Below are 24,666 nucleotides of genomic sequence, written 5' to 3'. Positions count from 1 at the left end.
TTAATCTAATATTACATAAACGGGGGTGTTAAACATGACAGTTAAAGTTCAAAAAATTAGCAAAAAAGCTGCAGTTTTATATAGCTTCCCAGGTTAAAAATTGATAAATGTTTAAACTTTGAGAGTTTAGAATAGGGAACTATCGTCAGATAGTTCCCTATTTAAGTAAATTGTAAAAAAGGAGGGTTTTTAATGATCAAACCTAAATTTAAAGAAACAATCCCTGTGTTTTTTGTAAATAATGAAATACATATAGGTGAAGAGGATGGAGTGGCAGGAATCATTGAAGATCCTAATGGTAGTATTAAGTATTTAATTTCGTTAATCGATGGGGAAAATACTATTGATGATATTACCGAGAAAGTAATACTAAAATATCCAAATATTACTTCTCAAGAAGTACGTCAAGCCATTAAATCATTAGATGAAGAAAAATATTTAGAAGACAGCTCTATCAGTCCTAAAGTAATGGGTGAATATGAGAAAGAACGATATAAGGCAAATTTAAACTTTTTTTCACTTTTTACATCTTTAGAAGAAAGTAAGTTTGAGATTCAAGAAAAAATTATGAATACTAATATTGCGTTATTAGGTATTGGAGGTTTAGGTAGCCAGATACTATACCATCTAGCAGCATTAGGATTTCATAACATAAATGCATTAGATTTTGATACTTTAGAGTTAAGTAATTTTAATCGACAGTTGTTATATTCTGAAGAGAACATCAATGAATTAAAGACGGAACTTGCTAAAAAGAGAATTTCAAAGTTTAATCCTAATGTAAACCTAAATATTACAAACAAACGGATAGAATGTTCAGAAGATGTAATGAACCATATTCAAAATAGTGAATATGTCATCTGTGTAGCTGATAAACCAACATTGTATATTCAAGACTGGGTAAATGAGGCTGTTGTTAAGTTAAGAAAACCTTTAGTTTCTGGTGGAGTATTAAATACAAGGGGGCGTTTTTATTCTATAATACCTGGGGAAACTGGTTGTGTAGAATGCCATAAACAGACTGTAATAGACAGTGATGCAGCTATTGACGATCAACTTAATAGTATGAATCATGTAAACTTCCAGAGAAATAATGCCGCAATTAGTCCTAATGTAGCTATGTTAGCTGGAGCTATTGTTAATGAATTTTTAGGATTAGTTACTGGTATTAGTGAACCAAAGTCATTAGGTAAGATGATGGAATTAAACTTTTCGACATATCAAACATATTCTATTTCAGAATGGGAAAGACAAGAAAAATGCCCGGTTTGTAATTCAATACCTGTTACATTAACTCAATAAATATATTATAAAAAGGGGTAAGTATGAAATCTTATCAAGTATTAAGAAACAAAGACTTTTTATTTTTATTTCTTAGTGCTACAACTAGTAAATTGGGCACTTCTTTTTTTCAAGTTGCATTACCTTTATTAGTTTATGAACTAACAAAATCACCAAGTTTAATGGCTTTTACTTTTGTGTTAGAAATAACTCCTCAAGTTTTATTTAGTTTGATAGGAGGAGCATTTGCAGATAGAATCAGCAAAAAGAACATCTTACTGATAGGAGATATTATCTCGGCGATTTTAGTTATTGTTATTCCTATCTCAGCACTAATGAATCATTTAGAAGTTTGGGTTATTTATGTTATAGCATTCTTACTATCTTCTGTTAGTGCATTTTATCATCCTAGCTTTGAATCTATAGTTCCAGAAACCATGCAAGGAAAAAACCTAATTCAAGGAAATTCTTTATTAAAATTATCTGAAACTATAACTATGTTTATAGGGCCATCTATAGCGGGTATTTTAATAGCTGTAATTGGAACATATAACCTTTTATATCTTAATTTTGTCACTTATTTTTTTTCAGCGATGTTTATTGGTTTTATAGCTAATAAATATCAAAATAAAAATAACGTCAATACATCAATTATTGTTTCTATTAAAGAAGGTATTAATTACGTTGTTAAGACTAAAAAAATATTAATAGGTACTATTTTTATATTTTTAGTTAATTTAGGATATGGAGCAATGGAATCTTTATTCATGTTTTACCTAAAAGATACGTTAAATCTATCTTCTCAATATATAGGAATAGTATTTTCTTTACAGACACTAGGATCATTTTTGGCAATTTATTTCGCCAATAAGTTAAACAAATTACCTAGAGGGAATGTAATCATTTTAGCTGGAATCTTAATAGGGTTAGGGCAAACAGCATTAACAATGTCTCAAGGACTGTTAATAATATTAGTAGCATGTAGAATAATAATTGTAGGTTCAGTTACTTTATTAGCAATTAATTGGTTTACTTTACGACAAGAAGTAGTTCCATCTGCTTTACTTGGACGTGTTATTAGCTCAACGCGCATGTTAGCTTTTTTAGCTTTACCTTTCGGTGGAATGCTATCAGGTATATTTGCAGAATATGTAAATGTAGAAGTAATATTCATTTTAGCTGGCCTTCTTACGGTCATAGTATCTCTAATTGGAATTAAAACGACATTATTTCAAAAAAATCAACAAGTTAATAATGAAGTAACTAGTGGAACTGATTGAATATATTACACATTTTCACATACTTAGTTCTTTTGTATTATTGGCTAGTAATATCTCTTGAAGCTTGAAGATTAAGCAAACAAAGCCACATTGCATATGCAATGTGGCTTTGTTTGTTCTGGTATAAAAAACTTCAACAAATTTGCAAGTAATCTATAAATTTTCGACATGTTGATGCTACTATTCTAAAAAAGGTGTGTGATCAGTATGAAAAACCAATTTATAAAAAAAGGAAGCATTATCAGCCTGATATTATTTTACTGATGGTAAGAAGATACCTATGTACAACATCGGCTTCTTAGTACTGAGGGTTTGTTACTTTGCTAAATAAGAGAACGTCGCATCTCGACAGCTTAAGAATAAGGATTGTGCCTAAAAAATAAGCTTTAAATGCTATGCAAGGATTTTTTCTTCGATTTGGGAGTTTAAGAAATTTTAAATTTGATGGGCATGTGGTTAGATCCCTAATCTAAAAATATCCATTCTGCTAACTTTTTATTTTTCTTTTACATATCTGTGCTTGGCTTTATCAATTCAGCCACATCCTTATAAGTGATAACATTGTCAATCATTCGCTGAAAATTTCCATGATTGATAATATCTTCACTAATTTTTCTTAATAATGTTATCGTGGCTCTAAAAGGTGCAGACCCACAGCTAACTCTCTCAATTCCAGTTTCAGAAAGCTGATTCAGAGAAGGCGTATCTGACCCAGTTAACAAGTTAATTGGACAAGAAATTTCCTGTCTCAGCTTTTCAATGGTATCAATATTTTTTACACCAGGAATAAAAATACAGTCTGCCCCTGCTTTTTGATAAGCTTTTGCCCGATTAATGGCAGACTGAAGCCGAAACACAGAGTCACCAATATTTAGCCAATACAGATCAGTACGTGCATTGATAAATAAAGGCATATTCAACGATTGAGACAGTTCTTTGATTGCAGTTATTTTTTCGGCTTGTAATGAAACATCAAAAATCGGATCCTCCGGATTTCCTGTCCCATCTTCAAGGTTAATTCCAACTGCTCCAGTTAAAATAATCTGTCTAACGTTTTCTACGACTTCTTCAATAGACGTTCCATAGCCAGCTTCAATATCGGCGCTTATAGGAACATTCACAGAATTGACAATCATTTTAAGAGCCTCCACCAATTTTTCAAATGGAAGGTTTTCACCATCTGAATATCCTAACGAAATTGCCATACCTGCACTGGTTGTACCAATCGCTTTAAATCCACTTTCTTGAAAAATTCTGGCACTACTGACATCCCAAGCATTTGGCAGTACAAAAGTAGTTGATTGGCTATGAAGCTGCTGAAATGTATGGAATTTTATAGATCGATTTAGGTCACTCATAAAGTATCTCTCCTTTTCCAAGTAACTTTCACCACTTTTCATTCCTGTATAAGTTTATTGTAAGACATAATCATATCAAGTATCATCGAAATATGGAATTTAAGGAGTGAATGAACTATGGACGAGAACCCTCATATTACCGAAATAGCCTTTCTTTTAGCCAACTCGTCTCGGACAGAAATTTTAATAAGTCTCATGGATGGTCGTTTTCATATTGCAGGTGAATTAGCTTATATGGCAATTCAGATATTTATGCAATAAGAATATCCTGTTCAAAAAAGTACACTTTTCCGAACGGTTTTTTTTTGATCAAAAACAGCCATTTTTCACGTCCGTAAAACATAAAAATTAATTTATAAACGTTCTCTGTTTTTAACACACATTTATGTTAAACGAGTTCAATATCAATTACTCAAGCGTATTTTACGAAAAGGGGACGTTCTCTTTATTCATTCTCTCGATCGCTTTGGACGAAACAAAGAAGAGATTTTACAGGAGTGGAATGACATTACGAAAAACATCCAGGCCGACATTGTGGTATTAGATATGCCCTTATTGGATACCACGCAATTTAAAGATAGTCCAGGTACTTTTATTGCCGATCTGATTCTACAAATTCTTTCTTGGATGGCAGAAGACGAACGCAATCGAATTCGAAAAAGACAGCGTGAAGGTATAGATGTGGCTTTGAAAAACGGTGTAGCTTTAGGCAGGCCGAAATCTATTATTACGGAAGAATTTAAACAAGCTTATCATCGATGGAAATCAGGAGAAATGACGGCTGTGAAAGCGATGAAAGAAACAGGTGTTAAAAAGACAACTTTTTATAAATTAATTAAGGAATACGAAATTAAATTGAAAAGTACCAATATATAATAGAAGAAACTCGTCAAAATAGCCTTTACTCACCAGGAATAAAGGCTATTTATCAATGGAAAGAAATATTTTTACGCACTGAATCTAGCTTTGTGAGGATTAGTTGGTTAAGTCTTTGTTATCTTCAACAAACGGGCCCGATTGTGAAAGAACTCTTTTTAAAGGAATTGGATATTTATGTTAAAGGTATTGAGAAGTTAGAATTGTATTTAAACCAGATCTGAAGTGTTCATGAAGGAAAACAGATTTTCAATGCTCGTCGATTCCCTCTCTAAAGTTTTATATCAGTAAAAGTCCCTTGGACGTTTTTGACAGCTAAGGGACAGCTATTTTAACCCAGTTAAGTCCAAAAGCAGAACAATAGATATATTTCCTATATGGCCCCTCATTTTTTAAATCAGTACCATACCTCTACCCCATTATGAAAGGGGAGCTTTTTTAGGCTATTTTTATTGGTTACTTAAGAAACCTCAATTAAAAACGATGTATACACGTTGACCCTATCTATCTAATGTGGTCATTACATCATTAGTCATTCGCCTTCTTCAAATGTCTCCGAAATTTTTCGCTGTCAATATGACGACCACCATGTGCTACATTTTTTGGACTAACAGATTCTATACGAGCTAAATCATCAGGTGTTAGTTCAACATTAACAGAAGCTGCATTCTCCTCCAAATATTTGATCCGTTTGGTTCCCGGTATTGGCAAAGCGCCTTTTTCCATCGTCCATGCTAATGCCAATTGGGAAGGAGTACAGCTCTTTTCTTCCGCGATTTCTTTAATTTTGTCCACAAGGTCCACATTTTTTTGGAAGTTCTCCTTTTGGAAACGTGAAATATACCTACGTACATCATTCTCTTCCAGATCTTCAAATTTGCGAAGTTCACCAGATATAAATCCCCTGCTTAGTGGACTGTAGGCTACATGAGTAATTCCCAATTCCCTTACAGTTGGCAGTATTTCATCTTCGATTTCCCGACTCCAAAGGGAATATTCGGTTTGCAAAGCTGATATGGGATGTACCGTATGTGCACGACGAATGTCAGATGCAGAGGCTTCTGAAAGGCCAAGATAACGAACTTTTCCTGCTTGAACTAGATCAGCCATTGCTCCTACTGTTTCTTCAATGGGAACATTCGGATCTACCCGATGTTGGTAATACAGATCAATATATTCAATCCCTAATCGACGAAGGCTTTCATCCACTGCTTTCTTTACATAATCTGGATGACCATTAATTCCTTCAAAATTAGGAAGGAAAGCAAACTTTGTAGCAATGATCGCTTGACTCCTACGGCCTTTGAGAGCTTTCCCAAGCAATTCCTCATTATGACCATTGCCATAAATATCGGCGGTATCAAGTAACGTAATGCCTAATTCCAGAGCACGATGTATGGTTTTAATAGACTGTTCGTCATCCGTTTGACCATAACTCCCTGACATTCCCATCAAACCTAAACCATATAGAAGAAACAACTAAATCACTATTTCCTAGTTTCCTCGTTTTCATCATAAGGCACAACCCCTTTGCATTAATATAATTTTATTATAAAGGTAGATGAATATTTTCACTAATATTTTACATTTAGGGAATTTATAATTAGGAGAAATTTTAGCTGAAATAGTACATTTAGTTGATTCGTAGTACGAGAAGAATATGCAGTACTTTACTCAAGAATCGGGCCAGATTGTTTAACATCACTTTTAAAGAAAAATTGGAAAGAAGGAAGAGATTGTGAAGATTTTCACTTAAACTAACGTAAGCAGGTTAGTGAAAAAAGGAAATGTTAATAATTTGAAATAAAATGTATATTGAAAAATATAATAAATGATAAAATAGTTACAGATTCAAATATAAGGATTTTCGATTGTAAACCTTTTGTCCTATTTAAAGAAAATAAAGGAGAGAGGATTATGAAGTTTAAAAGACTATTTTGGTTACGTCTTTTTATTGCAGTAGTTTGTTTTATCATTTCAATATTCAGCTTTTTCATTAGTACAAATTTACTCCCATTAGTTTTTACATTAATGTCAGTTTTATTTATTCTTAATGGTTGGGAAATTTCTAAATTTAGAAACCAACCCAAGGAAATGGGCTACCTCTATACCGGCGTGGGAAGTTTTATACTTATATTAACTTTTATTAAAGCCCTCTTAAGCTAAAGTGGCAGGTTAATTCAATAAAGATAGCATCTTTGTTAAAATATTAGGGAACATATATTCTTATATTGATTATAAATAGGAGGCGTATGATGAAGAACCAACGGAAGATAGTATTGTTTATTGCTCAAAGCTTGGATGGGTATATCGCAACAAAAGGAGACTCTTTAGATTGGTTATTTAAGGTTGAGGGTGAAGGAGATAATGGCTATTCGGAATTTTTTGAAACGATAGACACAATCTTAATTGGCAAAAGAACATATGATTGGATAATGAAACACGAAAAAGGTCAATTCCCGTATCAAAATAAAGATTGTTACGTTTTTTCTAGGTCACAATTAGACGATACGAACGATGTTAAATTTGTAAGTGAAGACATTGTTAACTTTACTCATAACTTGAAAAAAGAAGAAGGAAAAAATATTTGGATAGTTGGCGGTGGAGACTTATTACATACGTTTTTAAAAGAAAAATTAGTCGATGAACTGATTTTGACAGTTGCACCAACTATCATCGGAGAGGGAATTCCTTTATTTAAAGTAGGAGATTATCAGCTAGACCTTTCTCTAAAAGGTACTAGAGCCTTTAATCAATTTGTTGAATTACATTACATAGTAAAAAAATGAACACAAATACTCTTCAACTAAATGGGTGCTTTAGTTTCACAACAAATGGACTGTTTCGGCAGTCCTTTTTCATTATCGTTATTTAACTAAAGAAGCAGGTTAGTTGAACATTAAATTGGTTTATTAATGCTCATTTGAACATGCGAAACAGCTTAGTTTGGAGATGTGGGTTGGTTGTGGTGGATAATATTAATTGAAGATGCAAAATCTATCTGTAAAAATTTATTGGAGTGAGCATCGTGAAGAAAATGATTGTCCTCTTAATATTTTTATTAATGTTTGCCACAGATAACTTGGTTAATGCTAAACCTCCAGAGCCAAAGGAAATTAAACCGTATGCAGAAGACTGGTATGTTACACCAGAAGATATTGTCCGAGATATTATATTTCCAGTTATTGATAAAAGGATAATAAAAGAGTATGGAGGAAAAGAAGCTTCTGGTTTTGGCTGGCAGCAACGGAGGATTGTTAATATTGTTTATAACAACAATCATTCTTATGATATTTCCTTAAGAATTCAAGTTCCCGACAGTAACAATAATCCATTTGAATATGCAGAAGACTTGGTTAAAGTAAGGGTATCTCCATCTTGTGATAGTCCTAAGATTGGATGTAGTCATGGCTTTAAGGTAGAAGTATTAGATTACGAACATAAGTAAAGGGAAAAGGTGTTGCCTTTAATTGGTAGCACCTTGTTTGAATCGACCCTGTTCAACTAACAGGTGCATTACTGGAACAACCGTAATGCTTTTTCTTATTGAAGTAACGAAGCAGGTTAGTGAAAGAAGAAGAATGAAAATTCCTTGTCAACAACAGTGCAACAAATAAAAAAAGCTAGGAATTATCTATCTAGCGATTATTTAGCTTATTAACTTTTTTGTCAATTTTGTAAACATAATAAAAAAGTACTGTAAATGGTGGTGAGTAAACCAGCTTAAATAGCAATAAAAAAGATTATTCCAAGTTTTTTCTTCAATCCTAGAAAAATAAAGTAGACCCCTTTATCAAAGTAATCATCTTATTTGTAACCAACATTTGGAAAATTATGAATTAAGTATCTTACGCATTTCGAAGATACTATGCATTATAAGAAAAAGTACTTGTTGCAATAAAAGGTGGAAGAGTTAAACAAAGGAATTGTAAGGGAACCTCATTTTTCTTATATGATAAGAGGCAGTAATGTTTGAATAGAGACAATGGAAATGTCAGAACTAATAGATTAGGTGTTTATTTCATATTACTGATTGGTACTTTGAACAGCCACAACAATATCACTGGTGCTACTACAGATAGGGCAAAACATAATAATGGCTTTTTGTAGTGGAGGCGTGCCATAGAAAAGAATGTAATATCAAATAATACAGACCACATAAAGTTCCATCCATTATAGTAAGAAAATTGCCCTAGACTTAGACTTACAAACTCGAGTGCAGACCATAAGAACACCCAGAAGCCGATCCAAAGAATCTGTTTAATCCAACCAAAGGGATAACGCCCTAAATAAACGAGCAATACGCTTGGATAAGCAACAAACATTACCAACAAGCTCATTGTAGTGTGGTTTGGGAATAGTGTTGTAGGCTCGTACTTCCATAGAGAGTGGTTGTATGTAAGAAAGTTATATAGTAAATCAAATACAATCGTATATAAAATGGTTGCTTGATATTTCGTCCAGTTACGCCAATCACCCCAACGCCAAGCTACAAAAACATCTATTACTGTCACTAGAATATTGAACATTCAAATCAGCCTTTTTCTTTTTTGCTTTTTATTATTCTCGTCCAGCTCCTAATTCATCCGTAAACATCGTCCTAGAATTATTACTGATGAATTTACCTGCTAGCCTTACTTCAGGTAACCAATGGGGGCATTGCTTTAATAAAAGACGATGCCTTTTGGTGAGTTTGAGTCCCAGAAAGTAAGGTTGGGCTGTTGCGGCAGCCTTTTTCTTTTTCGACTAACTGGCAGCATTCCTGTAATGAAGAAATATGAGGTTTGAATATAAAAAAGCCCCTTGGTAAGATATGAGTGTCCAAAGCTTGGCGGCAAAAAGGACACAAACAAATTACCAGGAGGCTATTTAAATGAATTATAACCAAAATGAAAAGATTGCTCAAATTACTTCTCAAACATTAATTATAGGTGTTGATATTGCTAAATACAAGCATGTGGCAAGAGCTCAAGACTTTAGAGGTTTAGAATTTTCGGCACCCTATTACTTTGAAAATTCAAATTCTAGCTTTAACTGTTTCATAGAATGGATTAAAAATTTAATGGATCAAAACAAAATGGAAAAAGTGATTGTAGGAATGGAGCCGACAGGTCACTATTGGCTTAATTTAGCTCACTTTCTTAAAGAAAAAAATATTAAATTTGTAGTTGTAAATCCTATGCATGTAAAGAAGAGTAAAGAGCTGGATGATAATTCTCCAACGAAAAATGATGTAAAGGATGCAAGAGTTATTGCACAGTTGGTCAAAGACGGGAGATATGCTGAACCGAATATTCCGCATGGAGTTTATGCAGAACTTCGAGTGGCTCGAAAAATACGTAATCTCCTAGCTGTTGATCTTCAAGCAGTTCAGGGGCAAGTCCATAATTGGATAGACCGCTACTTTCCAGAATTCCTTACGGTATTTAAAGATTGGGAAGGTAAGTCGGCGATCCAATTATTAAAACTAAATTTATTGCCTCATGAGTTAGTGAACCTTTCGGAACAAGAAATATTAATACATCTTCGAAAAGCTGTTAAACGTGCAGTTGGAATCGGTAGAATAAAAGAACTAAAGCAGGTTGCCACTGATTCTATCGGCATTCGTGAAGGTTCGGGTATGGCTAAATTAGAGCTAAGCACGTTAATAGACAAATATGAGCTTATAAAGGAAAAGTTCGAAGAACTGGAATCTAAAATAGATAAACTTCTTGAACAAATTCCTGGTGTTGAACAAATGTTGGCGATTAAGGGAATAGGGAAAGACACGGTTGCAGGCTTTTATGCGGAGGTTGGAGACTTAGGCAACTACACCCACCCTAGACAGATTATCAAATTGGCTGGGCTGAGCCTGAAGGAAAATACATCTGGAAAGCACAAAGGACAAACCAAAATTACCAAGAGAGGAAGGAAGACTTTAAGAGCACTCCTCTTTCGGGTGGCAATGCCTTTGGTCGCTAAAAATAAAGCTTTTAAAGCATTACATGAGTATTTTACAAAACGCCCAAATAATCCATTAAAAAAGATGCAATCGTTGATTGCAATATGTAACAAGCTTATACGAATTCTGTTTACCATCGGTAAAAAGCAGTGTGAATTTAGTGAAGAACGTATGTTAAGGGACATTCCTCATATGGCGGAATTACAGATAGCAGCTTAAATTTCTTTTAGTGAAATTCATTAAGTAGTAGTTTTATTGTTTTAGACATTTGAAGCACGGATTAGTCAGTAAATCAACTAAAATACGGGCAAGGACCCTGTCTGGCAGCATGACTGACATCCACCTCATGGAAAGGTTGGACGAAGGAATTTTGGAGCCTGGACTCTGTGAGAAATGGGAGGGTTGACCTCCATGAGAAATGTGGAGATCTACCAGTGCGACCATACTTTATCTAGTTATCCAACTTTTGGATAAGGTTGGTTTGGTTAACTATAAGTTTCTTTTTCACTTTGTCCCCAAAATTATCCTTTAGTACACTATAATTCCAATATTCAAATGGACTTTAAAACAAACTACTACGAAATTTGGAGAAAACAAGAGAAATCGTGAGATTTTCCTTTCTATATAGAGGGAGGTTAGTTGAACAATTTGTATCATTAAATAAAGGAATTTAGTTTTCAATAAAGAAAGAGTAAATAAAGAAAATGTGAGGGGATGAAAAAGATTTTAGAACGTAGCAACCAAATCATTCAGATTAAGCATTGGGAAGATAAGGACCTTGACTTACTTTTTCGTATAAACGCTCCAGAGATGATGCAGCATCTTGGAGGTCCAGAGAGTAAAGAGCAGATTTTGAAACGACACAAACGATATCTTGAGCTTGGTAGTAGGGGATGTATGTTCAGCATTATATTGTTACCAGAGTTAGAACCAGTCGGTTCTGTTGGTTACTGGCAAACTACTTGGAACGATGAAAGTGTATACGAAACTGGATGGAGCATCCTACCCTCTTATCAAGGGAAAGGAATAGCTACAATTGCAGTGAAGTTAGCAATAGAAGAAGCATCTGCCGAGAACAAATATAAATACATTCACGCTTTCCCTTCAATTGATAATCCTGCTTCAAATGCAATTTGTCGGAAGATTGACTTCCAACTTATCTCTGAATGCGAATTCGAATACCCTCCAGGGAGTTTTATGCGATGTAATAATTGGCGTTTAAACTTAATTCCAAGCAAATAGTTTGCTTAAAATTAATTCAAAATCCATTGGCTTAATTCAAAAGCTTATTAAATTATAGGGTGCTTTAGTTTCACAACAAATGGACTGTTTCGGCAGTCCTTTTTCATTTATCGTTATTTATCAAAAGGCAGTTTAGTTGAACAAGAAATGTTTATTACGCAATTTTCAAGTGGGTTAATCAGCAAATGAAGAACTTTATCAAAGAAGAGAAAATGTTAGAAGAATTACGGAAAAAGCACTCATAATTTGGGTGCTTTTTTATGCTTGAAAAAACCGCCACAAGTGCGGTTCAATAGAGATTCATAGAGGTTCAGATATTGACTAATACCCACTAAAATATTATGCACCTTCAGTTTTTATTGATTGGGCTAATTTCACGTTGTTTTTTAAAAATATATCCGTAGATGATTGTTCGAACTACGGATGTATTTCAACGAGGAAGGAGGGAGTCCCTAAATATTAATTTATGCAAGTTAGCTGAAAAATATTTTTACACTTTGGGATAAAGAAAAAAAGCCTTTTTAAGGGCAAATTTTAATGCACAATATTAAATACAAATCTCCATAAATGCTTACAAATGTTGTTATATCAACGTTTATGGATACCTTGAACACGAGGGATATATTGCGACATAATGTACTTCTTCAACCTGTGATGCAACTCACAAGTAAACCTGTTAATTTAACTATGCACTAGGTTTAATAATCGAACGTACGCGTTTAGTTCGAGGCAGTTCCGTGACGGATAGGTTTGAAAGCATATCAGACTGTAAACCACCGTCAGTGTATTTGTCGCTATTCCCCTCCTTATAAACTATGTTGAATTAGGTTTTCAACCTTTCCTATACACTGAGTTGAAATAGAATAAAAATTGTTGTAATCTTTAAAGGAGGTTTTATTTTTTAAAATTCACCTTTACTAAGTAATTCCATCATAGAGCTACAAGAAAGTTGTGTTAGTATGCGTCGCAATACTTAATCACTTGAAGAACTAATGAAAGAAAACAAAAAGGAAATAATTAATGTTAAGCAAGCAATAGAACAAATTGAAAAGCGGATAGAAAAGCGAAATGAATATAAAAATCAGGACTAACACTACTTCTTTTTTAATATCGGTAAACAAACCCCTTTCTCTTAAATCTGAGGGGTTTTCAAATAGAAAAACACCCACTGAATCATATTGTTTAAATACGATTCAGTGGGTGTTTTTTCCTTATTCTTATTAAGCTAACGGGGCAGCATTCCTGTAATGAAGGAAAATGGAGTTTGAACAAAAAAATAACCTCTTGGTAGAATGAGAGAGTCCCGAAGCTGGCCAGCGAAAAGGACAACACTCAAATACCAGGAGGCCTAAAATGAATTATAACCAAAATAAGAAAATTGCTCAAATTACTTCTCAAACACTTATTATAGGAGTCGACATCGCTAAATTCAAGCATGTGGCACGTGCCCAGGACTTTAGAGGAATTGAGTTCGGATCCCCTTGTTATTTTGAAAACACAAAAGACGGATTCTGTCATTTTCTTAAGTGGATTTCAGAAACAAAGAAAGAACAATGCATGGATAAAGTGGTGGTTGGGATGGAGCCGACAGGCCATTATTGGTTCAACCTGGCTCACATTTTGAAAGAAAATGAGATTAAGTTCGTAGTGGTAAATCCCTTGCACGTTAAGAAAAGCAAGGAACTTGATGATAATTCACCAACTAAAAATGATGTGAAAGATGCCAAAGTAATTGCCCAGCTGGTCAAAGACGGAAGATACGCCGAACCTACAATACCACAAGGAGTTTATGCCGAACTCCGGGTGGCTAAGAAAATACGTGATCTTTTAACGGATGACCTCCAGACGGTTCAAGGCCAAGTTCATAACTGGATTGATCGGTACTTTCCAGAATTTCTTACAGTCTTTAAGAAGTGGGAAGGCAAGACGGCAATACAATTCTTGAAACTATATGCCTTACCGCATGAAATAATAAATTTTTCTGAACAAGAACTGCTCACCCACCTGAGAAAAGCCGATACCCGGAGTGTGGGGCTTAATAAGATTCGAGAGTTAAAGCAAGCAGCCAGTAAGTCCATCGGACTTCGGCAGGGCTCTGATATGGCTAAATTGGAGCTGAAAACATTACTTGATAAATATGAATTAATCCAGATTAAATTCGAAGAATTAGATGCAAAAATAGATATTTTACTTGATGAAATACCAGGTGTACCACAAATGTTGGCCATTAAAGGGGTTGGAAGGGATACGGTCGCCGGTTTCTTTGCGGAAGTAGGTGATCTAAATGATTATTTTCATCCCCGACAAATTATTAAGCTGGCTGGCTTAAGTTTAAAAGAAAATACATCCGGTAAGCACAAAGGAAAAACGACAATTACAAAGAGGGGCCGGAAGAAACTAAGGGCTCTGTTGTTTAGAGTTTGTATGATTCTAGTCGCAAAAAATTCAGCTTTTAAAGCATTACACGCTTACTATACACAACGTTCTGATAATCCATTAAAGAAAATGCAGTCTATTATTGCTTTATGTAATAAACTGATCCGTATTTTCTTTAGCATAGGTAAAAAGCAATTTGAATTTAGTGAAGAAAAGATGTTAAAGGATATTCCTCATTTGTCAGTATCAAAGAAGGTAGAAATGGTCGCTTGATTCTGTTTTAGATTTGATTCAATAGTAGCTACGACGAGTTTTATAGCTTTGGGTATATTTGAAGCACGGATTAGTCGGCAAAGCAACTAAATTACGGGCAAAGGACCCTGTGGGGCAGCATGGCTGACATCCACCTCATGGAAAGGTTGGACGAAGGAATTTGAGAGCGAAGACTCTGTGAGGCATGGGAGGAAATGTGGACATCCACCAGTGCGATCATATTTTAACTCATCCACCAATTACTGTAAGTTATTGGTTAGTGGGCTATAAGTCTTTTTTCTCAAAGGGTCCAGATTTATCCTTTTCAGTAATTTACACCCTACTATTAAGCGATTAACCCAATGTAAACCACTATGAAAATCTAAGAAAAACGGAGAAATCGGGAGATTTCGCTTTCTTTATTGAGGGAGTTTAGTTTAAGTGCATTTCTTCACAAAGTTAAAGAATAGTGGTCTGTTAAAATTGGACAAAATGGACTTGAGGACGCATGCGCATGGTAACTTGGGAACGTTGGAAAAGGGTTCGTACACGACTTTATTGGCTCAAGAAATGGTCAAAGAAGGCATGGGAATGAGCAAACACAAGAAAAGGCTACTGGCGAGCTGCATGTAGCCATATCCTGGATAAAGCCCTAACTATCGAGCTCTCGTCAATTAAAAGAAAATATTGTGGAAGAAGATTAAGAAAAATCTTGTAGGATCACTTAAATAAAGTTAATTTGTCCAAGCCTTACAGATCACGCCCTCATACATATATACAGAATAACTTGTTGAGTTATATCTTCATATATGGAGTGAAGAAGATGTCTATGACACTTCATGAACGTTCGATGCAACTATTGAAAAAAAGAATTCAGCGCCAAAGGTTTAAAGATAAATTTAACTTTGTATTCCTGGGGGACAGCAGAGGGTTGGGGAAAAAAGATGGATGTTTTACCATGAGTGGGGAATTTGAACTGGTTTTAAAACAGGCGGTTGAATTAGACCCGTTGTTTATTGTTCATGGTGGGGACACTGTTTTTACAGGTGAGATTTCCTACTTGCAGGACTTTGTCCGCGTGGTCGAAAAAATTGCACGAGACATACCAGTATTTGTTTGTGTTGGAAATCATGATGTACCAAATTCTAATCCAATCAACCTTGAAAATTTCAAGTCCATCATCGGAGAGGTGCATTGGGTGATTAATATCCCTAATGAAAATTTTCGATGCATAGCAGTGAATAATGTATTAAGTCTAACAGGTCCACAAAAATATGGATTTACGGACCAAGAACTCTTTATTTTACAGAAACATTTGCAAAATAATCCCCGAAACACTGTTGTAGCTATGCATGCAGAACCTGAAGTTGGTAGGTGGACAGGTCTGGATGGGTTTCCAGTAAATACACCTGACAGTCAAAGATTTTTTGACTTAATTCAGCAGCACCACGTAAAAAAAGTTCTGGTTAGCCATGTCCATGCATATGACGAACAATATATTATGAAAGACAGCAATGGGACGGTTACTACTGGAAAAGGCATCGATTTTGTTTTGTCAGGTGGCGCTGGAGCAGAGCTTGAAAATGACAAGGATTTGATTTTAATTGATTTTCACTTTGTTGAATTTTTTGTAGATAAATCTCAAATTCTAGGACCACTCCTTTGGAGAGTTTTCGGTACTCCTAGAAAGCCTTGTATATAAAAAATTTGGAATATGACTATTCTGAATGTATATAATGGCTACTCTTAAGTCGGTGATAGCAAACGGAGGTTTTATTTAAAAAAGGCAACGTTTAGCAGCAAATTTCCAAGAATATTGGGACCATTAACAACCAAACAGGTACCATTGAAGGTAAGAAAAAAATGAGTATGAAGGTGAGAAATTACCAAAGCAATAATAAAACAATTATAATGTTCGTGAAAAATAAAGTCGTATACTAAAAAATAAAGTTCTATACTGGAAAATAAAATTAGTAACTAAAAAGAGTGCTGGCATAGCTTGTGCCAACACTCTTTATTATATCTGTTCAAAATACATAGTATCTACATATTTACCGGATGGATAATATTTTCCCATGTCTTGAGGTGTAACTATTTCGTTTTTAGGAACATCCGCCGCTGTATGATGCAGAAAGTTCTGGGATATTTGATTATTTCTGTAAAAAAGGAAAAGAGGGACTAAAGGAAGTTGGCTAGCGTCAACCCAAGTAAATCCATTTTCGGAGGTGACAGATGATGGACGTGGGGCTCCAAAGCTTATAACAAGATTTACATAACCCTTTTTATCAATAATTGCCTGATAATCTGAGATTGTATAGAGTCCCAATAGACCAATTGGTGTTATAAAACTCATACTCCAATATTGCATATCTTCATCGCCTACGATTCCGAAATTATGATACGTATCCGGGAACGTAGGAGCTTTCCAGCGAATAAACAACAACTTACCAGGGTCCCTGTCAATTAGATTGGAAATGGTATAGACCGTATTGCCTTCAGGTTGAAGAAATCCTGGTGCAAATCGCTTCCAAGTTAAATCGAAACTCTGTCTAAAATCCATCTTTATGTTATTTTTTTTATTACTATTGGCAAAATAATTTAAATTAATATAGTCATCAAAATCCATCTGATTCTGTTCATTGTTGTTCTGCTGGTTTGTGTTTTGAAATGCTGCAGAAAAAAGACTACTACTTTCAAACTTGCAATGGCTTCGAGGTCCTTTATCATTTTTTGCTGGACAATAAGTGATAAAGGGAAGATCGACACCTCCTGTTTTATCATAGCCTATACTCGGAACGTAAATTCTTAATATAATCATCCCAAATCTATTTGGTTCCCCATTTTCAAAAGTTCCCGCGTAAATCACATTATTACCCGCTCCAGGAACAAAATGATTAGATCCCTCTGGAGGGGCAGTAAAACGGATTTTCAAGGTATAGTTGCGGTTTGTTGCATCCCAATTAGCACCAGGCAAAAAGGGGTTCGTACTTCCTGGATCAGGAATTAACTCACGCCCCACTACTGCATTAACTAAACGATGAGATGGAATACTAGCTATATTATAGGTAAAATATCTTGCATAGGGATATCGCCCTCTTATCACAATTTCGGTTTTGGGATCAACCTCATACGGAAAAATGTAGTAGCTGGCGTTTTGGTCTCCCAGGAAAAAATAAGTATTGCTTGGTGTATAAATCCAATTTTGATGAGGACCCGGATTTGGATCATAAGGAGAGGTTTGGTAAGTTTGACTTGGCGATAATGATGGGCTTCGAACAATATTTGGGTTAAACTGAGTTGGAACATAAGGATAGACTGGGTAAGTAGGATTCTGCGATAAAGGTGAGTTAGGACCAATATTATGATTAGGTTGGGATGTATAAAATGGATTAAAGTAATAAGGTTGTGGTTGTGTAATAAAATTAGGACCAGTTTGTCTAAAATAAAAACTTCCCACGATAACATTCACACCTCTCTTATTATTCCTTATTAATGTATGCTGCCATTTTAAACATGTGTATAATGCCTATGTATTTTTCACCTTAGCGAAAGGGGGCTTATGTTTAAGAAGAATATCTAACAAAACAAAGTGATTTGCTGCATAGTACAACGATACTGCGCATTTAAACGACATCTATTTGTATCTTGCTTTGTGAAGAAATGTACTTAAACTATAGGGTGCAAGAGCATAAGAAGAGCAACGCCTATTGCGTTGCTTTTTGTCGTTGTCGTTAATCATTATCAAAAATACTTACGGTATAGTTCTTGCCTTAAACTGCCACTTAACTGTGCATAATCCTAGTCGTCTCACTTTTTTCATGACCTAATAAACTCTGAATCACTTCAAGAGGGGCACCATTATTCAATAAGTGAGTGGCATAGCTATGCCTTAGTTGGTGTGGATGAATCGTTTTATTAATCTGTGCTCGGTTTGAAATACGTTTTATTATGTATCTCATTTGAGCAATACTCATTCGATGGGGATACCTTTCGGTAACAAAAATGGCTGGGTCTGCATCCAGGCGGTGATCGAGGTATCGTTTAAGCCATATTTCGCAGCGGATATTAAAATAAACTTCCCTTTCTTTATCCCCTTTCCCTCTTACAATGGCGGATCGGTTTGACCAATTAATACGATTTTTTTCTAAAGAAACAATTTCCCCAATACGACATCCAGTGGAAAACATGAATTCAAACAAAGACTTTTCCATTGGGGTGGAGCATGCTTCCCGTAAATGTTCGATTTCAAATTCTGTTAAAAATTTTGGAATTCGTTTTCCTGCTTTAGGTTCCTTTATTTTGGCGGCGGAATTTTTTGAAATATGAGCTTCCTCATGTGACCAGCGAAAAAATGATTTCATAAAACGTATTCGGTGAGCTAAACTTGAAGGTTTTAAGGTTTCGCTTGACTTTGCAAGGTATTCTTTAAGTTGACCAGTGGAAATTGTATCAAGTTTAACATCTTTAAAATATCTAATAAGTAATGTGGCTTGGAGTTTATATGCTTTTAATGTTTGTGGCGAAAATCCTTCTATGCGTTTATCCGATTCATACATATCCCATGCTTTTGATAATAACAATTTACTTCTCTCCCTAAAATTTTCTTTTTAGAGGAATTATAGACTTGTTTCTCGAAATTGAAACGGAATAGACTTTTCAACTATTTGGGCAGATTACTTCAATAAGAATTATCTCAAAATCTCACAATTCCCTTATAATATAAATAAAAAAGCAGGAGTGTAACTAATGTTGTTTTTACGTAGAATTGCTCTTTTGAGAGAAGAAGTTAACGATTTTAATACGTACCCATTCACTGTTCCTGCTATAAGAGGAATGGATACATTGGACTTAGATAGTGAAGTAACATTTTTTGTAGGGGAAAATGGTTCTGGAAAATCTACTTTGCTTGAGGCTATTGCGGACAAGTGTGGGTTTAATACCGCAGGTGGAGGAAGAAACAATATATATGACGTAGATTCATCCCACGCTGATTTAGGAAATTACATTCGTTTGTCTTGGTTACCAAAAATCAGTCAAGGCTTCTTTTTAAGGGCTGAAAGTTTTTATCATTTTGCTTCTCATTTGGACCAACTAGCCAAGGAAGATCCGACTTTTAAATATCAAGGATATGGAGGCAGGTCATTTCACCACCAGTCTCACGGAGAATCCTTTTTATCATTATTTTTTAATCGTTTTTCGGATAAGGGTATTTATATATTAGATGAACCCGAGGCAGCATTATCGCCAGCTCGCCTATTAGCATTTATGAGGGTTATTTATCAATTGGTGAGTAGTGGAAGTTCTCAATTTATCATCGCCACACATTCGCCTATTTTGCTGGGGTATCCAAACGCAAAGATCTTTAGTTTTGATTCCAATGTAATTGAAAGCGTCAGATATGAAGACACAGAACATTATCAAATAACAAAGGGATTTCTAAATAGAAAGGAAAGGTACTTAGAAGAGTTGTTTTTAAATGACGAGGATTAATAAAAATATAATGGGATGCTTATGTAAAAGATGGGTTGTTTCGGTGGCACTTTTTTTTTGTTGAATAAAGAGGCGTTGGTTTAAAATTTGTAGAAATAAAATAGAAAAAAACAGGTGGAGATAAAATGACAAATCAAGGAATAAACGAGTTTTATCAATCCGCTGTCTCATATTGCAGCCTAATTGAGAACTTCGACAATAAGAAATTAAAGATTCTTCTTCTTTCACTATTAGATTTATATTCGAAAGCTCTACACTTGCCCGATGTTGAGATAGAACAGGATGGAGTAACAGACATTGACGTTCTTACACCACAAATTAATATTGGTCAATACGATCATTATTGGGAGGTTTTCAATCCTTACGACTTAGAGGAACCTGTAGGGGCAAGTTTATCTGATGACATATTAGATATTTATAAAGATGTTAAAAAAGGGATACTTTTATTCGAGAAATATGATCATTTAGAGGCTATTTGGGAATGGAAATTTGGTTTTGAAATACATTGGGGCAGTCACGCTGTTGATGCAATACGTGCTCTACATTCGGCAGTTGTTAAGTGATTCTTATTCATCTAATTGGTGCTGAGTTGACCATCCACCCAAACCTAAATAACTGAGGTGATTATGTTGAAGTTTCATCTTTTGGGAGAGGAAACAAAAATAGAAATCGATGTATTGTATCGAAATTATCCTAATAGTTCAGATTATTGGGATCGTAATTGGGTAACATCTAAAGTAAATATCAAAATCCCAGGTTTCCTTGTTAATTTTAACGCAGATTTAAGAACAGATGAAATAAGGGACTTTACTAATCAGATAAAAATAATGAGTAAACTTTTAAAAGGAAAAGCGTGCTTAAAAAATTTAGATGGTTATTTACAATTTGATTGTGAAATGGACAAATTAGGTAAAATTATGTGGACTGCTGAAACGTGCTATCCTGCGGGTTATGGGGCTGTTCTTAAATTTGAATTTGAATCAGACCAATCGTTTTTAAATGAGTTAATAAAAGAATTGGATGATATTTTAGCTGCTTTTCCTGTTATCGGGAAGCCTTAGTTAAAATGTAACGAAATACGTATGTAAAGCTAATGATCGCTATGGCGGTCTTTTTTTCTTATTGAAGTAACGGGGGGAGATTTGTTGAAGAAGGATATTTTCCCGTTTTAAGCGAATTAGAATTTCAAACAAACCTTACACGAATACAGGTATTGAAAATAACAGGAACATAGGAGGTATGAGATTTGAAGATCAATAGAATAGATCATGTGAGTATAAACGTAAATGATCTTTCAGAGGCTAAAGCGTTTTTTCTTGATTTAGGACTTGAAGTGCAAGCGGAATGGGAATTGGATGGAGAACAGTTGGACAGAATAGTTGGGCTTACTGATGTTAAAACGGCATGTGTAGGATTGGGGATGCCAGATGGTCAGGCATGGATAGAGCTAGTCAAATTTTATACGCCGTCAGATGAAAAAGATATTCAACAACCTTTTGCAAATACGCTGGGTATCCGACATATTTGCTTTGCTGTTGAAGATATTGAAGCTATTGTTGCAAAATTGAAAAAGAAGGGAACGGAAATCTTTAGTGAGATACAGCAATATGAAGAAAGTTATAAGTTATGCTACGTTCGTGGTCCAGAGGGAATTATTTTAGAGTTGGCGGAGAAAATCAGATAAATATTGAAAGGGACTTTAAATAATTTAGATCTCCAACGTTAAAGATTTCTTCTTAAACTATCGGGTGCTTTACTTCAAGAAGGATTATAGTTATACAATGGCGAAGAATACTTAAAAAGCTCAAACAAACGGAGGTTGTAGTCGACAATGGACCCAAGAAAAATATTTTTAATTGAACTACACGAGATAATTAAAAATAGTTCAGAAGAGATACGAAATCATTTAGTGAGCCCATCCGAAGATAACGTTGTATGGGATGAGTTTAAATTGAGCGAAGTAGAAGTAGCTGCATTAAAAAAATATAAATTTGATGATGTAGCCTTATCAGCTATTGAAAAAACAGTTAGAGATACTATTCTTGGGGCATTTCACGATGCTTTTTCCTTATTGGACGCTGTAAGAGACCCAGAAGTTGTTGAGTTTGATGATACTTGGCTTGGATTAACACTTAGCGAGCCTAATGAAGAAGAAGAAGAAGAGAACGAGGGATTTCTCCACGATGAGGTTTATGATGCCTATTGGGATTGGTCGGAACAAAGAAATAAAGATGAAGATTAATAATAAATAAACAGCTTTAGTTCACAATAGTTTGTCATATTTTGTTCTTACGCTAACAGAGGCAAGAGTTGAAGATGGGTTGCTGCGACGATCCTTTTTTTGTTGTATTAACGGTAGCAGTTTACTTCAATAAGAAGAAAAAAAGCATAAAGAATTATTTCCCTATTTGTAGTCTAAACTAAGATGTAATTATACCATTTAAATTGGGGAATCTATGTATGGTCTTATTTTGTTGCTTCCACCGTAATTTACAATTTTGTTGCTTTAAAGATGAGAAAACAACTTACTAAAAATCAAATTGTTCACATTTGGACATTTACAATGATATTACAAATTATCTTTGATATTTTTATCGATGAAAAAACAAATGGGTATTGGTATTTTTGGAAAGGAATTGATTGGACTAATGTATTGGTGTATACGGTACTAATTCCACCTGTATGTGTTATATTTTTAAACTGGTTTCCCTTCAATCAGGCTTGGTTAAGTAAATTTTGTTATATCGTTATTTGGGTTATTTTTATTTCGGCATATGAAATATTAACATTACAACAACCTTGGGAATTCTTTCACTACGATTGGTGGAAATTTATTTATTCAGTAATACTTGACCCTGTTTTGCTATTAATTTTGTTGGTTTATTATAAATGGATACGCAGAATTGAAATAATTAATTAAGATTAAGGAATGATGATATGATCCAAGATAGGATGTTAAGAATAGGTATATTAGGTGTACTTTCAACAATACCAGGAGAGATTGCTTCGAGGATATTTGCACATTTTGGCTTTGGAAAGTTTGGTATTTATGAATTAGCAAGTCTTATTATTACATTTAACAGACCTGTATTTATCATAGGATTAATTGTAGATTTTTTAGTTAGCAGTGTTTATGCAGTCTTACTTTACTTTATATTTGAAAAGTTTGGTTCATGCCATTTAGTTATAAAAACGACCGTGGGCAGTTTATTTGCCTGGTTAGTATGTGAACTATTTTTCACATCATTAATAGAAGGTAAGTATATCGATATTAGACCCATCAATGATTATTATTCTCATATTTTCAGTGCCATCATTTTTGGTATTACATTAGGATTGTTGCTAAAAAAATTTATATTCAAGAGTTAACCCTATATTTGGAGTCATTTTAAATGTAAAAGAAATTGTGAACAATTGCACTTAAACTATCGGGTGCGTTTCTCCAAGAAGTGGAAGTGCTTCTTTTTGTTGAATTAAAGAACAAAATATTTTACCAAATAATAAATATCAGGAGACATACCTTAATGGAATTAAGAAAAGTGATCGACTCAGTGATTCAAAAGCTATACGATCTTCAATCTGTAAAAATTTCGGAAATTAAAATCGACGACCCAATTAGCGAAGAATCTTTGTTAAATGTTGAAACAAAATTGTCTTTTAGATTTCCCGACACTCTGCGTCAATTTTTTTTAAATCAATCCTCTTCCCTTCAATTCTACTGGGAAATACTTAGTGATAGAGAGTTTCCTCTTGGCGAAGAATGCAAATACGGTGGTATAAATTTAATTTCTCCTTTTCAAATAGTAGAGTTATATATTGATATGAAAGAAATGGTTGATGATGGCAGAACACGATTAAACGATTGCTTAGACGAGGGTTGGGAAGCTTTAGTGAATGATTGGAGTTTTTGGATACCCATTATAACCTTTCGTAATGGAGATGCCTTTTGTATCGATAAGAGAAATGAAACCATCATTTTTCTTGAACACGATGTAGTTGATGGGGGTCCAAATGTTCACGGTCTATTAGTGGCTATAAATTTTGACGATTTAATAAGAAAGTGGTCTAAGGTTGGCTTTGTGGAAGTTTTTGATTGGACGGATGGTATTAATGAAGATGGAATCAATGTTGAAAGTATTATTTCCAGTCAATTATTACCTTTAATTAATAACTCCTAACCTGTCTTAAGAATTTGTGAAGAAATGTACTTACGGTAACGGGTGCTTTAGTTAAGGAAAGTCGGGTGGATGTAAAATGAATCAACCAACTGTAAGCGATATAATAGATAGATTGAAATCCGTTCTAAATGGCGAAATGACAAGGGAAGAAGTATCTGATTGGGCTTCGTACTACGTGATGGCTGATGCCCCCACTATTAATGACGAAATTGTTTGGGATTTGTTAAAAATAATTAGTGGTATAGATATATTAGATTCGCCCACTTCGTATTTACACAATGAAGAGGATATAAAAGATTGGATAAAGCAAGCAACAAAATCCTTATTGAAGTAACGGGTGCTTTAATTCAACAACAAATGGACTGTTTCGGCAGTCCTTTTTTCATTAATCG

At 34.5% G+C, this 24,666-nt stretch carries 23 protein-coding genes and 2 pseudogenes; 20 read left to right on the top strand and 5 right to left on the bottom strand.

Going from position 1 to position 24,666, the window contains the following annotated elements:
• Positions 1-192 precede the first annotated feature (192 nt).
• Complete coding sequence (locus tag AC3ANV_RS14335; RefSeq protein WP_488309430.1) at positions 193-1,302, top strand: HesA/MoeB/ThiF family protein; 1,110 nt, start codon at positions 193-195, stop codon at positions 1,300-1,302.
• A 23-nt stretch (positions 1,303-1,325) separates the two neighbouring features.
• The gene (locus AC3ANV_RS14330) at positions 1,326-2,561 is read left to right on the top strand and encodes an MFS transporter (RefSeq protein ID WP_488309429.1); all 1,236 of its coding nucleotides are present in this window, start codon (positions 1,326-1,328) and stop codon (positions 2,559-2,561) included.
• Positions 2,562-3,067: 506 nt separating this feature from the next.
• Here AC3ANV_RS14330 and AC3ANV_RS14325 read toward each other — a convergent pair.
• Positions 3,068-3,919, bottom strand: a complete 852-nt coding sequence (locus AC3ANV_RS14325) for an isocitrate lyase/PEP mutase family protein (RefSeq protein WP_488309428.1) — start codon at positions 3,917-3,919, stop codon at positions 3,068-3,070.
• Positions 3,920-4,036: 117 nt separating this feature from the next.
• Here AC3ANV_RS14325 and AC3ANV_RS14320 point away from each other — a divergent pair, with 117 nt between their 5' ends.
• Both AC3ANV_RS14320 and AC3ANV_RS14315 read left to right on the top strand, forming a co-directional pair.
• Positions 4,037-4,180: a hypothetical protein gene (locus AC3ANV_RS14320; RefSeq protein ID WP_488309427.1), complete on the top strand. Its 144-nt coding sequence runs from the start codon at positions 4,037-4,039 to the stop codon at positions 4,178-4,180.
• 90 nt (positions 4,181-4,270) lie between these two features.
• On the top strand, positions 4,271-4,795 hold the full coding sequence (locus AC3ANV_RS14315; RefSeq protein WP_488314227.1) for a recombinase family protein: 525 nt from the start codon (positions 4,271-4,273) through the stop codon (positions 4,793-4,795).
• A gap of 528 nt (positions 4,796-5,323) precedes the next feature.
• Here AC3ANV_RS14315 and AC3ANV_RS14310 read toward each other — a convergent pair.
• Positions 5,324-6,308 (bottom strand): annotated as a pseudogene (locus AC3ANV_RS14310) (aldo/keto reductase).
• Positions 6,309-7,050: 742 nt separating this feature from the next.
• Between AC3ANV_RS14310 and AC3ANV_RS14305 the strand changes: the two are divergent.
• Together AC3ANV_RS14305 and AC3ANV_RS14300 are read left to right on the top strand one after the other, a co-directional pair.
• Positions 7,051-7,584 carry a dihydrofolate reductase family protein gene (locus AC3ANV_RS14305; RefSeq protein WP_488314226.1) on the top strand — a complete coding sequence of 178 codons (534 nt, stop codon included), beginning with the start codon at positions 7,051-7,053 and terminating at the stop codon, positions 7,582-7,584.
• Between the two features lie 248 nt (positions 7,585-7,832).
• The gene (locus AC3ANV_RS14300; RefSeq protein WP_488314225.1) at positions 7,833-8,243 is read left to right on the top strand and encodes a hypothetical protein; all 411 of its coding nucleotides are present in this window, start codon (positions 7,833-7,835) and stop codon (positions 8,241-8,243) included.
• Positions 8,244-8,811: 568 nt separating this feature from the next.
• On the opposite strand, the gene AC3ANV_RS14295 is transcribed toward AC3ANV_RS14300, so the two are convergent.
• Positions 8,812-9,324 (bottom strand): CBO0543 family protein, encoded by a 513-nt coding sequence (locus AC3ANV_RS14295; protein WP_307413608.1) that lies wholly within the window; start codon positions 9,322-9,324, stop codon positions 8,812-8,814.
• Positions 9,325-9,668: 344 nt separating this feature from the next.
• On the opposite strand from AC3ANV_RS14295, the gene AC3ANV_RS14290 reads away from it, so the two are divergent.
• The 5 genes from AC3ANV_RS14290 to AC3ANV_RS14270 all read left to right on the top strand — a co-directional run bounded on the left by AC3ANV_RS14290 (position 9,669) and on the right by AC3ANV_RS14270 (position 16,308).
• The gene (locus AC3ANV_RS14290) at positions 9,669-10,955 is read left to right on the top strand and encodes an IS110 family RNA-guided transposase (protein ID WP_307414353.1); all 1,287 of its coding nucleotides are present in this window, start codon (positions 9,669-9,671) and stop codon (positions 10,953-10,955) included.
• 495 nt (positions 10,956-11,450) lie between these two features.
• Positions 11,451-11,978, top strand: a complete 528-nt coding sequence (locus AC3ANV_RS14285) for a GNAT family N-acetyltransferase (protein WP_488309426.1) — start codon at positions 11,451-11,453, stop codon at positions 11,976-11,978.
• Positions 11,979-12,970: 992 nt separating this feature from the next.
• Positions 12,971-13,069: an FbpB family small basic protein gene (locus AC3ANV_RS14280; protein WP_488309425.1), complete on the top strand. Its 99-nt coding sequence runs from the start codon at positions 12,971-12,973 to the stop codon at positions 13,067-13,069.
• Between the two features lie 262 nt (positions 13,070-13,331).
• Entirely contained in the window at positions 13,332-14,627 is a 1,296-nt protein-coding gene (locus AC3ANV_RS14275) for an IS110 family RNA-guided transposase (RefSeq protein WP_488309424.1), read from the top strand.
• 910 nt (positions 14,628-15,537) lie between these two features.
• Complete coding sequence (locus tag AC3ANV_RS14270; RefSeq protein WP_488309423.1) at positions 15,538-16,308, top strand: metallophosphoesterase family protein; 771 nt, start codon at positions 15,538-15,540, stop codon at positions 16,306-16,308.
• A gap of 315 nt (positions 16,309-16,623) precedes the next feature.
• On the opposite strand, the gene AC3ANV_RS14265 is transcribed toward AC3ANV_RS14270, so the two are convergent.
• The gene (locus AC3ANV_RS14265; protein ID WP_488309422.1) at positions 16,624-18,063 is read right to left on the bottom strand and encodes a hypothetical protein; all 1,440 of its coding nucleotides are present in this window, start codon (positions 18,061-18,063) and stop codon (positions 16,624-16,626) included.
• Positions 18,064-18,347: 284 nt separating this feature from the next.
• A pseudogene (locus AC3ANV_RS14260) lies at positions 18,348-19,186 on the bottom strand (tyrosine-type recombinase/integrase).
• A 169-nt stretch (positions 19,187-19,355) separates the two neighbouring features.
• On the opposite strand from AC3ANV_RS14260, the gene AC3ANV_RS14255 reads away from it, so the two are divergent.
• The 9 genes from AC3ANV_RS14255 to AC3ANV_RS14215 all read left to right on the top strand — a co-directional run bounded on the left by AC3ANV_RS14255 (position 19,356) and on the right by AC3ANV_RS14215 (position 24,608).
• Complete coding sequence (locus AC3ANV_RS14255; protein ID WP_488314224.1) at positions 19,356-20,096, top strand: AAA family ATPase; 741 nt, start codon at positions 19,356-19,358, stop codon at positions 20,094-20,096.
• 125 nt (positions 20,097-20,221) lie between these two features.
• Positions 20,222-20,659 carry a DUF5063 domain-containing protein gene (locus AC3ANV_RS14250; RefSeq protein WP_488309421.1) on the top strand — a complete coding sequence of 146 codons (438 nt, stop codon included), beginning with the start codon at positions 20,222-20,224 and terminating at the stop codon, positions 20,657-20,659.
• Between the two features lie 81 nt (positions 20,660-20,740).
• The gene (locus tag AC3ANV_RS14245; protein WP_488309420.1) at positions 20,741-21,157 is read left to right on the top strand and encodes a WapI family immunity protein; all 417 of its coding nucleotides are present in this window, start codon (positions 20,741-20,743) and stop codon (positions 21,155-21,157) included.
• Between the two features lie 185 nt (positions 21,158-21,342).
• Positions 21,343-21,780 (top strand): VOC family protein, encoded by a 438-nt coding sequence (locus AC3ANV_RS14240; RefSeq protein WP_488309419.1) that lies wholly within the window; start codon positions 21,343-21,345, stop codon positions 21,778-21,780.
• A gap of 147 nt (positions 21,781-21,927) precedes the next feature.
• Positions 21,928-22,338 (top strand): hypothetical protein, encoded by a 411-nt coding sequence (locus AC3ANV_RS14235; RefSeq protein ID WP_488309418.1) that lies wholly within the window; start codon positions 21,928-21,930, stop codon positions 22,336-22,338.
• A 270-nt stretch (positions 22,339-22,608) separates the two neighbouring features.
• Positions 22,609-23,016, top strand: a complete 408-nt coding sequence (locus AC3ANV_RS14230) for a CBO0543 family protein (RefSeq protein ID WP_488309417.1) — start codon at positions 22,609-22,611, stop codon at positions 23,014-23,016.
• 17 nt (positions 23,017-23,033) lie between these two features.
• On the top strand, positions 23,034-23,465 hold the full coding sequence (locus AC3ANV_RS14225) for a hypothetical protein (RefSeq protein ID WP_488309416.1): 432 nt from the start codon (positions 23,034-23,036) through the stop codon (positions 23,463-23,465).
• A 155-nt stretch (positions 23,466-23,620) separates the two neighbouring features.
• Complete coding sequence (locus tag AC3ANV_RS14220; RefSeq protein WP_488309415.1) at positions 23,621-24,274, top strand: SMI1/KNR4 family protein; 654 nt, start codon at positions 23,621-23,623, stop codon at positions 24,272-24,274.
• Between the two features lie 76 nt (positions 24,275-24,350).
• Entirely contained in the window at positions 24,351-24,608 is a 258-nt protein-coding gene (locus AC3ANV_RS14215) for a DNA-binding protein (protein WP_488309414.1), read from the top strand.
• The last annotated feature ends 58 nt before the right edge of the window (positions 24,609-24,666 follow it).

The organism is Neobacillus sp. DFD-2R (assembly GCF_057747865.1).
This window is presented reverse-complemented; position numbering and strand designations above follow the sequence as displayed.